The 12,911-nt window shown below is 46.4% G+C and carries 10 protein-coding genes; 1 reads left to right on the forward strand and 9 read right to left on the reverse strand.

Annotation, left to right across the window (positions count from 1 at the left end; translation table 11 throughout):
* Nucleotides 1-46: 46 nt before the first annotated feature.
* The 7 genes from B6N13_RS18685 to chvE form a co-directional block, all read right to left on the reverse strand.
* Nucleotides 47-1,555, reverse strand: coding sequence for an aldehyde dehydrogenase (NADP(+)) (locus tag B6N13_RS18685; RefSeq protein WP_169460270.1), 1,509 nt, complete (start codon nucleotides 1,553-1,555; stop codon nucleotides 47-49).
* Nucleotides 1,556-1,725: 170 nt separating this feature from the next.
* Entirely contained in the window at nucleotides 1,726-3,486 is a 1,761-nt protein-coding gene (gene araD / locus B6N13_RS18690) for an L-arabinonate dehydratase (RefSeq protein WP_169460271.1), read from the reverse strand.
* Complete coding sequence (locus tag B6N13_RS18695) at nucleotides 3,483-4,253, reverse strand: SDR family oxidoreductase (protein WP_169460272.1); 771 nt, start codon at nucleotides 4,251-4,253, stop codon at nucleotides 3,483-3,485. Before B6N13_RS18695 ends, araD begins: the two co-directional genes overlap by 4 nt.
* Nucleotides 4,250-5,218 carry an AraD1 family protein gene (gene araD1, locus B6N13_RS18700; RefSeq protein ID WP_169460273.1) on the reverse strand — a complete coding sequence of 323 codons (969 nt, stop codon included), beginning with the start codon at nucleotides 5,216-5,218 and terminating at the stop codon, nucleotides 4,250-4,252. Before araD1 ends, B6N13_RS18695 begins: the two co-directional genes overlap by 4 nt.
* 23 nt (nucleotides 5,219-5,241) lie before the next feature.
* A complete protein-coding gene (gene mmsB, locus B6N13_RS18705) occupies nucleotides 5,242-6,441 on the reverse strand; it encodes a multiple monosaccharide ABC transporter permease (RefSeq protein ID WP_012071769.1) in 1,200 nt (399 codons plus the stop codon).
* Nucleotides 6,442-6,454: 13 nt separating this feature from the next.
* Nucleotides 6,455-7,993, reverse strand: a complete 1,539-nt coding sequence (mmsA, locus tag B6N13_RS18710; RefSeq protein WP_012071770.1) for a multiple monosaccharide ABC transporter ATP-binding protein — start codon at nucleotides 7,991-7,993, stop codon at nucleotides 6,455-6,457.
* Between the two features lie 125 nt (nucleotides 7,994-8,118).
* The gene (gene chvE, locus B6N13_RS18715) at nucleotides 8,119-9,180 is read right to left on the reverse strand and encodes a multiple monosaccharide ABC transporter substrate-binding protein (protein WP_012071771.1); all 1,062 of its coding nucleotides are present in this window, start codon (nucleotides 9,178-9,180) and stop codon (nucleotides 8,119-8,121) included.
* Nucleotides 9,181-9,469: 289 nt separating this feature from the next.
* Between chvE and B6N13_RS18720 the strand changes: the two genes are divergently transcribed.
* A complete protein-coding gene (locus B6N13_RS18720; RefSeq protein WP_169460274.1) occupies nucleotides 9,470-11,056 on the forward strand; it encodes a cation:proton antiporter family protein in 1,587 nt (528 codons plus the stop codon).
* 92 nt (nucleotides 11,057-11,148) lie between these two features.
* Here the strand turns inward: B6N13_RS18720 and B6N13_RS18725 are convergent, their stop codons facing one another.
* Together B6N13_RS18725 and B6N13_RS18730 are read right to left on the reverse strand one after the other, a co-directional pair.
* Nucleotides 11,149-11,319, reverse strand: a complete 171-nt coding sequence (locus tag B6N13_RS18725) for a DUF6435 family protein (protein ID WP_012071773.1) — start codon at nucleotides 11,317-11,319, stop codon at nucleotides 11,149-11,151.
* A 163-nt stretch (nucleotides 11,320-11,482) separates the two neighbouring features.
* A complete protein-coding gene (locus B6N13_RS18730) occupies nucleotides 11,483-12,904 on the reverse strand; it encodes an FAD-dependent oxidoreductase (protein ID WP_169460275.1) in 1,422 nt (473 codons plus the stop codon).
* Nucleotides 12,905-12,911: the final 7 nt, after the last annotated feature.

The following is a 12,911-nucleotide window of genomic DNA, read 5'->3' on the forward strand; positions in this document are numbered from 1 at the left end:
ACCCGCCTTGGGCTTCTTAACGGTAAATCATTTCTAAATCTACAAGCTAGCCAAGCAGATCTTTTGGCAACAAGGCTTTTGGAATATTTTGGTAACACACAGGACGCAAGAAACGACGAATCGACAAGGTACCGACTGAGGTTGCACCGAAGTTTGTCGACGCAGGATAAGGGCCACCATGCACCATGGTATCGTTCACTTCAACACCAGTCGGGAAACCATTTGCTAACAAACGCCCTGCTTTACGTTCCAATACAGGTATAAGTTTCTGACACGCAGCATAATCGCCTTCATCAAGGTGAATAGTACAGGTCAGCTGACCTTCCAAATGACGAGCAAGCTCGACCATTTGCTCAACACTGTCTGCCAAAACAACCAAGCCAAGCGGACCAAATACTTCATGGTGCAATGTCGGATGATCCAACCACGCTTGCCCCGTTACCGTAAATAAGTTTGGTCGTGCGGTACGATCTTCTGTATCTGCCGAACGAACCACCGCTTGAATACCCGTTTTTTCTATCGCCGCCACACCTGAGCGGTACGCATCAGCAATGCCATCCGTTAGCATGGTTTGCGCTGCCACTTCGGATAAAGCGGCACTCGCTGCTGCTATCATGGCTTTTGAGTCCTCGTTATCCAGCAGCACCGCAATCCCAGGGTTGGTACAAAACTGTCCAGCGCCCATGGTTAATGAACCAGCCCAACCTTTGCCCAATTCTTCAGCGCGGTTTTTAACAGCTTCTGGCATCACAAACATTGGGTTCACAGAACCCAGTTCACCAAAGAAAGGAATCGGCTCTGGACGCGCCGCACATAAATCAAACAAAGCACGGCCACCCGCCAAGCTGCCAGTAAAACCAACCGCTTTGATCAATGGATGCTGAACCAGAGCCTGCCCAACTTGGCGATTTCCTCCTTGGATAAGAGAAAAAACACCCGCTGGCATATTACAACGCTGCATAGCCTTATCAATGGCTTGCGCCACTAACTCGCCCGTTCCAGGGTGCGCAGAATGCCCTTTCACCACAACAGGACAACCTGCTGCCAAGGCAGCAGCAGTATCACCACCCGCGGTGGAAAACGCCAATGGAAAGTTAGACGCACCAAACACAGCAACTGGGCCGATAGGACGTTGTACCATGTACATATCTGGACGTGGCAATGGTGCGCGATCTGGCAAGGCTTCATCAAACCGACGATCTAAGTATTCACCTGATAAAATACGCTCAGCGAACAAACGAAGTTGCCCTGTTGTACGACCGCGTTCGCCTTGCAAACGTGCTTCAGGTAATCCCGTTTCTTGTACACCAATTTCGGTGATTTGATCACCTAACACATCAATTTCATCGGCGATGGCGTTTAAAAACGCCGCTCGTTCTTCTCGAGAAGAATAACCAAATGTCTCAAAAGCAGCCTCGGCTGCTTCTACCGCTGCATCCACATCAGACACGCGACCAACAGCAAATTCATGAGAAGGTCCTGTAGCAGGCGTTGAAGAAAATGTCGCGTCGCCCTTTATCCATTTACCGGCAATAAAATGCTGTCCCGTTAACATAAACACTCCTCTCTTTAATAAATGAAATTCAACACATTAAGTTAAGCTCTGAAGTAGCCTAGTGATGGTAAGCATCAAGCCCAAGGATGGGCGTTACGCCCCTCGCGGACAGGGATGTCCGTTGGGGCGGTGCTGCCATAACAAGGCAGAGTCAGACTTAAAAACTTAATTTAATGACTATCTTTTGGCACCGCTGCGCCTCGACAGCCTTTTAGGAAGTCAAAATCGGCACCCGTATCGGCGCCCTGTACATGGTCATGGAATAGTTTGATATAACCACTTTTTGGTGGTTCCAAATGACTTTTCCAGTTTGCTAAACGTGTTGCCATTTCTTCATCGGAAATATCCACATGAAGGCGGCGATTTTCTACGTCTAACTCAATCATGTCGCCATTTTGAATGACGGCCAATGGTCCACCAGCAGCAGCTTCTGGTGTGGTATGTAAAACTACAGTTCCATAAGCCGTTCCCGACATACGAGCATCAGAAATCCGCACCATGTCTTTAATGCCTTTACGCAGCACTTTTGGTGGCAAGCCCATATTGCCCACTTCCGCCATGCCTGGGTAACCTTTTGGCCCACAGTTTTTTAGCACCATGACACAGTTTTCATCGATATCCAAAGCTTCGTCATTGATCTTAGCTTTGTAGTCGTCAATATCTTCAAACACGACAGCTCGACCGCGATGCTGCAATAAGTGCGCCGACGCCGCGGAAGGTTTGAGCACCGCGCCTTGTGGCGCAAGGTTGCCTTTCAATACAACAATACCGCCTTTTTGTGTCAGTGCTTTTTCAACTGGCAAAATCACGTCTGGATTCCAATTGCGGACCTCTTTCACTTCTTCCCAAATCGATTCACCAGACACGGTAATTGCATCTTTGTGCAGCTTGCCCGCTTCGGCCAAATGCTTGATCACGACTGGCAAACCACCTGCGTAGAAGAATTCTTCCATCAGGTATTTGCCTGACGGCATCAGGTTCACAATAGTGGCGATTTCTTGGCCTAATTTATCCCAATCATCTAGGGTTAAATCCACACCAACTCGACCAGCAATAGCCAATAAGTGAATTACGGCATTGGTAGAACCACCAATCGCGCCATTGACACGAATCGCATTTTCGAAGGCTTGGCGAGTCAAAATATCAGACGGTTTCAAATCGTCTTTCACCATATCGACGATGCGACGGCCTGTAAGATGCGCCATAACGCGACGACGGCTGTCTACTGCAGGAATCGCTGCGTTACCCGATAACGCCATACCCAAGGCTTCCGCCATAGACGCCATCGTGCTGGCAGTGCCCATAGTGTTACAAGAGCCCGCAGAGCGAGACATAGATTGCTCTGCCTCAAGGAAGTCTTCTTGCGTCATCTTGCCCGCTTTAATGTCTTCCGACATTTGCCACAATGCCGTGCCAGATCCCACACGCTCGCCTCTAAAGTAGCCGTTCAACATCGGACCACCAGACACCACGATGGCAGGAATATCGACACTACAAGCACCCATAAGAAGCGCAGGTGTAGTTTTGTCACAACCAGCTAACAAGACAACACCATCCAGCGGATTAGCACGCAGCGCTTCTTCCACATCCATGGCGGCCATGTTGCGATACATCATGGCAGTTGGGCGCAATGAACTTTCACCCACAGAAAACACAGGGAATTCCAGTGGTAAACCGCCCGCTTCATAAATGCCATGCTTAACACGATCAGCGAGGTCACGAAGATGGGCGTTGCAAGGTGTAAGCTGCGACCAAGTATTACAAATGCCAATCACTGGACGACCATCAAATAAATCCGCTGGCAGACCTTGGTTTTTCATCCAGCTGCGGTGGTAAATATGATCACGTGAGGTACCGCCAAACCATTCGGTTGAACGTAATTTGCGGGGCCATGTTTTCGGTACGAACGTGCCTTTCTCAGAATCACTCATACCCAACCTCCATCAACGATAAAGTTTTGCGCCGAGCACATTGCCGCCGCATCGGACCCTAAAAACAGCGCCATGTTGGCGATATGTTCAGGAAGCACCTTGCCGGTTAGGCATTGGCTTTGTTTAATTTTTTCTTCTGCCGCGTCATCAACCCACATACGCAGCTGTTTTTCCGTCATCACCCAGCCTGGTACCAAGGTATTCACACGTATACCAAAACCACCTAGGTCTCGGGCAAGGGAACGAGTTAAACCATGCGTTGCTGCCTTGCTTGTGCCGTAAGTTGGGTAGCCAGCCGTTGCCATCATCCAGCCCACAGAGCCAAAATTGATGATCGAACCACCACCCAGTTTACGCATCATCGGCGCAACCGCTTGGGCGGCGAACATAGCGTGTTTGATGTTCACCCCAACCAACTCATCAAAACGTTCTTCTGTCAGCGATTCTAAAGAATGACGCACATCGTTAGCGGCATTATTCAATAAGACGGAAATCGGGCCAAAAACTTCTGCTGCTGCGCGGATCTTACTTTGATAATCTTGAATATCTGTGATGTCACATACTTCAAAGCGCACGTCATAACCGTCTTTGGTCAGACGTTTGGCAAGCGCCGTACCGGCTTTTTCATCTAAATCCACAAAGGCCGTTTTTGCACCTTGCTTGGCATACGCTTCAACAATGGCCGCACCAATTCCCGTTGCCCCGCCAGAAATAAACACTGACCGATCTTTTAGGTCTGGATAAACCGCGCTATTAGTCTTAATCATAATGTCGCTACCTCGGTCTCTAAGGCCTCCGCTTTTGCTAAAGCATTGCGTAATGGCAAACCAAAAGTAGGTGAAGAGATTTCAAACACATCCCCTTCTTGCGCCTGAACACCATCAGCAAACGACAAGGTTGCTGTTCCAAACATATGAACATGCAGATCACCAGGCTGGCGGAAAATCGAATACTTAAAATGATGGTGTTCAAGGTTTTTAAAGGTGTGCGACATATTGTCTTCACCAGATAAAAAGCCTTTTTCCCAAAGCGTTTTCTCGCCACGTTCGATACGCGAATGACCATCAATATGCATAGGCAACTCGCCAACTAACAACTCAGGACCAAACGATGCTGGACGCAATTTGGAATGCGCCAGATACAAATAATTTTGTCTCTCGGTGACATGGTCAGAAAACTCATTCGCCAAGGTATAACCAAGACGGTGCACTTTGCCGTCGTCACCTACTAAGTAAAAACCAGCGATTTCTGGTTCTTCACCTCCATCCAAAGCAAAGGATGGAGAAGGCAATGCATCACCAGGAGCAATAACTCCTGAACCATTCCCTTTGTAAAACCACTCAGGCTGCACACCTTCTTGGCCGTCTTTTGGCTTGCCACCCTCAACGCCCATTTGGAAGATCTTCATCGAATCGGTCAGCTCTTCGCTTTTCGCATGCATAGCATTACGTGTTGCGGCAGAACCTAGGTGCGTTAACCCAGTACCCGTCAAATACATGTGCGCTGGATCTGGATGACGAACAGGACAATCTAGCTGATTGTTCTTAGCAAGCTCTGCCAAATTTACCGACTCGCCCAAACCATGCTTTTCAATAATAGACTTCAGCGGTACGCCATGCTTAACGGCTTCTTTTGCGAGCTCGTAAACGCTCGATGCGTGAAGAACAAGGTGTGCTTCGCTGCCTTCACGACACACCACACCACCTTGTTTAATTTGAGATAAAAACAACATAAATCGCTCCTTAACCCGCGTTCTTAGCGCGCTTTTTGTTTGTTGTAGACGTCGAAGATAACCGCAGCGAGCAATACCAAGCCCTTAATAACCTGCTGCCAATCAATCCCTATACCCAATATCGACATCCCGTTATTCATTACGCCCATGATGAAGGCACCAATCACCGCACCGATGATTTTACCAACGCCGCCCGACATGGAAGCGCCACCGATAAATACGGCAGCAATAACATCTAACTCCATGGCGAAACCCGCTTTTGGCGTCGCTGTATTTAAGCGCGCAGCAAAGATCAAACCTGCCAATGCGGCCAACATCCCCATGTTGGCAAAGGTCAAAAAGGTTAAGCGTTCGGTATTAATGCCCGATAGCTTCGCCGCCTTAACATTGCCACCCAAAGCGTAGATGCGACGACCAATTGTGGTGCTGTTGGTCAAGAAGGTATAAATCGCGATCAACACCGCCATAGTCATCAACACGTTTGGCAAACCACGGTAAGTGCTTAATAAATAAGATAAATAAATGATAGCGATAGCAACTAGAGCATTTTTCACGATGAAGAAAGAAAAAGGCTCATCTTGAATCCCGTACTTCAAGGCACGAGATCGACTGCGAGCGGCCAAGAAAACAATTGCACTGGCGGCCAACACACCTAACACCAATGCGGTCACATTTGGACGCCCCACACCAAACACATCCGGTATAAAGCCTGTACTTAATAGCTGAAAGCTTTTTGGAAATGGTCCCACTGACTGACCTTCCAGCAAAGCAAGAGTCAAACCGCGGAAAACCAACATGCCCGCCAAGGTGACGATAAAGGCTGGGATTTTCCAATAGGCAATCCAATAGCCTTGTAAACCACCAATGATCAAGCCCACAAGAAGACACACAGGCACCACAACAATCGTTGGCAAGTCATAGTTAACCGACATCACGGCAGCCAATGCCCCAACGAAGCCTGCTACAGAGCCAACTGATAAATCGATATGTCCCGCAACAATGACCAGTAACATGCCAATCGCCATAATGATGATGTAGCTGTTTTGTAAGAATAAGTTGGTTAAGTTAACCGGACGCATCAAGGTGCCATCGGTCAAAAACTGAAACATGCCCATGATCACAACCAGTGCGATCAACATACCGTAATCACGCATATGCGATTTCAAGTAGCTGGTAACAGACGGTGCCGATTGGACCACTGTAGAGGTTTCTTTTGTTGTCATTATTATTGCTCCGTTACGCTTTCACTATCATTGACATGATTTTCTCTTGGCTCGCATCAGCTTTGTCTAACTCACCAACAAAGCGGCCTTCGTTCATCACGTAAATACGATCACACATGCCAAGCAACTCTGGCATCTCTGAAGAAATCATCACCACGCCTTTACCGTCATCGGCCAGCTCATTGATGATGCTGTAAATTTCGAACTTAGCCCCCACATCTATGCCGCGGGTTGGCTCGTCTAGAATCAAAACGTCTGGCTGCGAATACAACCACTTACTCAACACCACTTTTTGTTGGTTACCGCCTGATAGGTTCATCACCTTTTGAAAGACGCTAGGCGTGCGAATATTGAGCGCTTGTCGATAATCCTCTGACACCTGACGTTCAATGTTTCCGTCAATTACACCATTTGAAGACACACGATCAAGGTTCGCTAAAGTGGTGTTGGTCTGGATGGTTTCTTCTAAAATCAAACCCAATTCTTTACGGTCTTCGGTGACGTACGCCAAACCACTTTTGATGGCTTTAGGCACGGTTGATAAATCGGCGATTTCGCCGCGTAAACGCACTTCGCCTTGGATGTTTTTGCCATAACTCTGACCAAACAAACTCATTGCCAACTCAGTTCGTCCTGAGCCCATCAAACCCGCAATCCCGACAATTTCACCGGCGTGCACGTTGAATTCAATATCATGAATCATCTGACGATCTAACGCATCGGGATGCCACACATTCCAACGGCTTACTTCCATGAGCGTTTTGCCTAAATGACCTTCTTGGGTCGGGTGCTTCCTTGCTGGGTAACGGTTCGCCATATCTCGGCCAACCATATCGCGAATAATGTCTGCTTCACTGATGCTCTGCGCATGACAATCTAGAGTAGATACAGAAGCGCCATCACGAATCACTGTGATGCTGTCTGCTACACGGCTGATTTCGTTTAATTTGTGGGTAATTAGGATGGAGGAAATACCCTGAGCTTTAAATTCCAACAATAGGTCAAGTAACTTCTCGCTGTCGTTCTCTTGTAGCGCAGCCGTTGGCTCATCCAGAATCAATAACTTCACATCTTTGGCAAGGGCTTTGGCAATCTCAACAAGTTGCTGCTTACCCACTCCCAATTGACCCACTAAGGTCGAAGGAGACTCTTTCAAGCCGACTTTGGCTAACAATTCTTGCGTACGAGAATAGGTTTTTGGCCAATTAATCACGCCACCTTCTACATTCTCGTTACCTAAAAATAGATTCTCTGCGATTGATAAAAGCGGCACTAGCGCCAACTCTTGGTGAATAATAATGATGCCTTTTTCTTCGCTGTCCGTAATACCGGAAAACGCCACGGTCTCGTCATTAAAAAGAATATCGCCTTCGTAACTTCCGTATGGATAAACCCCACTCAACACCTTCATGAGAGTCGACTTACCCGCACCATTTTCACCCACTAAAGCGTGAATCTCGCCAGCACGAACTTTAAGGTTCACCGCGTCGAGGGCTTTTACTCCAGGAAATGTCTTGGTAATGCTGCGCATTTCCAAAATAATATTTTCCATAAAACATCCCATTAGCAGACGCGCTCTTGCCGTATCGACACACGGTCAACAACGCCTCTGCTGGTTTATTATTGTTGAATCAGGATAAATTTAACAAAGTATTGGTAAGCACAGTCATCGTGCGCTTATTCGACCTGAGACTTCGTGTAATAACCGCTACCTAGCAACACATCTTGCCAGTTGGATTTATCAACGGTTACAGGCTCAAGCAAATAGCTTGGAACAACTTTGATACCGTTGTCATAGGTTTTAGTATCATTGATTTCAGGCTTCGCACCATTTAATACAGCTTGAACCATGCCCACCGTTACGTTGGCTAATTCGCGGGTATCTTTAAAGATGGTGGAATATTGCTCACCCGCGATAATGGATTTCACCGATGGCACTTCCGCATCTTGACCCGTTACGATAGGCATTTTCAAATTGCCTGAACCGTAACCAACCCCTTTAAGCGATGACAAGATACCGATTGAAATACCATCATAAGGCGACAACACACCGTCTATGTGTTTCTTGGTGTAATGGGCAGACAACAAGTTATCCATACGGGCTTGAGCGGTCGCACCGTCCCAACGCAAGGTACCCACTGTGTCCATACCCATTTGGCCAGACACAACATTCACCTTGCCTGAATCAATCATCGGCTGAAGCACTGACATAGCACCGTTGTAGAAAAAGTAAGCGTTGTTATCATCAGGAGAACCACCGAACAACTCCACGTTGTAAGGACCTTTACCGCGTTTTTCCATACCGCTAACTAAAGACTTAGCTTGCAACACGCCTACTTTGAAGTTATCGAATGTTGCGTAGTAGCTCACATAAGGGCTGTTTTTAATCAAACGGTCATAGGAGATAACTTTAATACCCGCAGCATCGGCGTTTTCCAATGCGTTAGATAGAGTCGTACCATCAATCGCGGCGATGACTAATACATCGACACCTTTTACGATCATGTTTTCAATCTGGGAAAGCTGATTTGGAATTTCATCTTCTGCGTATTGTAGGTCAACTTTGTAACCAGCATCTTTGAAGAGCTTTACCATGGAGTCACCATCGGTGATCCAGCGAGCGGAAGACTTAGTTGGCATGGCAATACCAACATAACCATTCGCAGCCAAAGCACTAACGGAACTCAGCGCAGTGGCACCTAGTACTAAACCAGCAATGGTATTCTTTAGATAGTTCATTAGCTTCTCCTGTTACGGCCAAGCGAGCACCGTAAGGAACAAGCTTCAGGTGGCCATAGATTTTTTATGATTATTTTTTCGAGCCAATCAGGTCTTGAAAAACCTGTTATGCAGAGTAGGCAAAATGAACATACCAATCAAATAGAATAAATGTTGTTCTTCATATCATTTTTGATATGTTGGTTTATTATTCGAGATCGGAATTTTTACAGCATTACGTGCTGCGCGACTTAAACAAATTCCGTATGATAAAACCCCCTTTACACATTCTTTAATTTAGAAGGAATCTATGGAATTCATTTGGATCTTATTCGCATTTGTATGCGGACTGGCCGTCAAGGTGATCAATTTGCCGCCCTTAATTGGTTTCTTGTTAGCTGGTTTTTTACTTAACTATGCTGGTTTGGAACCAAGCAATACATTGGACTCCCTCGCCAATATTGGCATCACACTAATGCTGTTTAGTATCGGCTTAAAATTACATGTTAAAGACCTTCTAAAACGCGAGGTTTGGGCATCAACGCTAAGTCATATAGGAATAAGCACCATCCTATTTGCCGGGATTGCCTTGCTGCTTGGTACTCTCAGCCTTCCATATTTTGGTGTGCTTGATTTTAAAACCGCCGCGCTTATCGGTTTCGCACTGAGTTTTTCTAGTACCGTTTGTATAATGAAACTGCTAGAGGAAAGTAGCGAATTAAAAACTCGCCATGGACAGTTATCTCTTGGCATTTTAGTTATGCAAGATATTGTAGCCGTGGTTTTTCTTGTTGCAGCCACTGGCAAAATACCGTCAATCTGGGCTCTTGGATTATTTGGTCTGCTACTAATTCGTCCAATTATCAACAAAATCGTCGACAAAGCTGGTCACGGGGAAATGCTACCATTAACAGGGCTTTTTCTTGCCCTAGGCGGTTATGAACTATTTTACTTTGTTGGGGTAAAGGGCGACTTAGGCGCACTAATCTTCGGTATTTTATTAGCGTCACACCCCAAAGCAGCAGAAATGAATAAGTCGCTAATGAATTTCAAAGATTTGTTTTTGATTGGCTTTTTCTTGTCCATCGGCTTCACTGCATTACCCACATTAAGCATGGTCGGCATGAGCCTAATCATTACTTTAGTGATTCTGGTGAAGTTCGCTCTCTTCTTCGTATTAATGACAAAAATGAAACTGCGCGGCAGAACGTCATTTTTATCATCGGTCATTCTTTCTAACTATAGTGAATTTGGCTTAATTGTCGTCGCCCTTAGCGTGGCAAACGGCTGGTTAGAAAAAGAATGGCTAGTCGTATTAGCATTGGCAGTGTCTTTCTCCTTCGTGATCACAAGCGTGCTTTATCGCAACGTTCACCGTATGTACCGGAAAAACAAAGACATCATTCGCCGTTTTGAAAGCGCAGATTGTTTATCCGAAGATATCTTCGTACAACCTGTAAACAGCGACATTCTCGTGGTGGGCTTAGGTCGAGTTGGACGCGGGGCATTTGACTCTTTAAAAGGCTTGGTGGGTGACACAGTCGCGGGTATGGATGCGGATCGTAATCGTATTAACCAAATGCAAGCTGCTAAAGAAAATGTATTCTACGGCGATGGTGAAGACGCAGATTTATGGGAACGTTTGGATACATCTCGAATTGAGCTCGTTTTGTTGGCATTACCAGCCACAGAAGACACGACCAATGTCGCCATACAACTGCGTAAGGCCAACTACAAGGGACAAATCGCTGCTATTGCTCGCTATCAAGATGAGAGAGAAATCCTCATCAACAGCGGCATAGACAACGTTTTCAACTTCTACACTGAAGCAGGTACAGGTTTCGCTGAGGAAAGTTTGGCACTGATTCGGCCACTAGAAAGCGCCGTAGCTGCCTAGCTATTTCAAAGCTAGGCTATTATAAAGCTCTAGACGATAAGACTAAAAACACGGTGCCATTAACATGACACTGTGTTTTTTATTGACTCTATTTATGCAGACCTAGCTTCGTCTATCTTGGCTTTTACCGCTTCGGCTTTTTCCGTCAGTTCTGAATAGAGTCGGATGTCACCGCCGCGTTGGGCTTGCATGGCTTTTTCTAGTAACTCGCCATATTCTTTATCGAGCTTTTTAATCGGATCGGACTTTAGAAAAGAAAACATAATTAGCCTATGGTTATGAGTTTATAGAGTTAATACGACGCAGATTGAGATTTAGATCGTTTTGACTAACAAATTACCTAAACAAAAACGCCAATCAGATTTCTCTGATTGGCGCTTTGACCCAAAACTCTACAAGGTTTCGAGCGAAGCTAAGACATTGTGGTTAAACGTCTAGGAAATCCATAATCCCTTCAGCCGCTTTACGACCTTCATCAATAGCCGTTACCACTAGGTCTGAACCACGCACCATGTCGCCACCAGCAAAGATTTTCTCATTAGTAGTTTGGAACATGAATTTGCCGTTCTTCGGAGCGATAACACGACCACGAGCGTCTGTTTCGATACCAAATTTTTCGAACCAAGGCGCAGGGCTAGCTTGGAATCCAAAGGCAATCAATACGGTGTCTGCTGGAATGATCTGCTCGCTACCTTCAACAATCTCAGCGGTACGACGGCCGTTTTCGTCAGGCGCGCCCATTTGAGTCTCAACAACCTTGATGCCTTCCACTTTGCCGTTACCAATGATTTCCACCGGCTGACGGTTGAAAAGGAACTGTACGCCCTCTTCTTTCGCGTTTTGCACTTCTTTACGAGAACCCGGCATGTTTTCTTGGTCACGACGGTAAGCACAAGTAACACTTTTCGCGCCTTGACGAATCGCAGTACGGTTACAGTCCATCGCTGTATCACCACCACCCAAGACAACCACTTGCTTGCCTTTTAGATTCACGTAATCAGCAGCATCTTCTTCGAAGTCTAGGCAATGGTTAACGTTAGAAATCAGGTAATCCAAGGCATCGTGAACACCAGGTAGATCTTCACCTGGGAAGCCGCCTTTCATGTATTTATAAGTACCCATGCCTAAAAACACAGCATCGTACTCTGCCAATACGTGTTCGAATGGCACGTCATCACCAACGGACGTTCCGAGAACAAACTCAACGCCCATCTCTTCAAAAATTTCACGACGACGTGTCATGACGCTTTTTTCCAGTTTGAATTCTGGAATACCAAACGTCAGCAAACCTCCGATTTCTGGGTACTTATCAAATACCACAGGCTTGATACCGTTACGCACCAAAACATCGGCACAAGCAAGGCCTGCAGGACCCGCACCAACGATAGCAACCGTTTTGTTAACCGGTACTACGTTAGACATATCAGGACGCCAGCCCAAAGCAAATGCCGTGTCTGTAATGTATTTTTCAACAGAACCGATCGTCACCGCACCAAAACCACCTTCACCAAGCGTACAAGCGCCTTCACAAAGACGATCTTGTGGACAAACGCGACCACAGACTTCTGGCAAAGAGTTGGTTTGATGACTCAGCTCCGCCGCTTCTAAAATACTACCTTCGCTTACTAGCTTCAGCCAGTTTGGAATGTAGTTGTGTACTGGGCACTTCCACTCACAATAAGGGTTGCCACACTCTAGACAGCGATGTGCTTGATCTTTCGCACCCGCTTCTTCAAATGGTTTATAAATTTCGACGAATTGCGCCTTACGAGTAATTAAAGGCTTTTTCTTAGGATCCTTACGGTCCACTTCGACGAATTGAAATACGTTGTTCAAGCGCTCAGACATAAGCTGC

It is taken from the genome of Marinomonas sp. UCMA 3892, assembly GCF_012726345.1.
In the GTDB taxonomy this organism is placed as follows: Bacteria; Pseudomonadota; Gammaproteobacteria; order Pseudomonadales; family Marinomonadaceae; genus Marinomonas.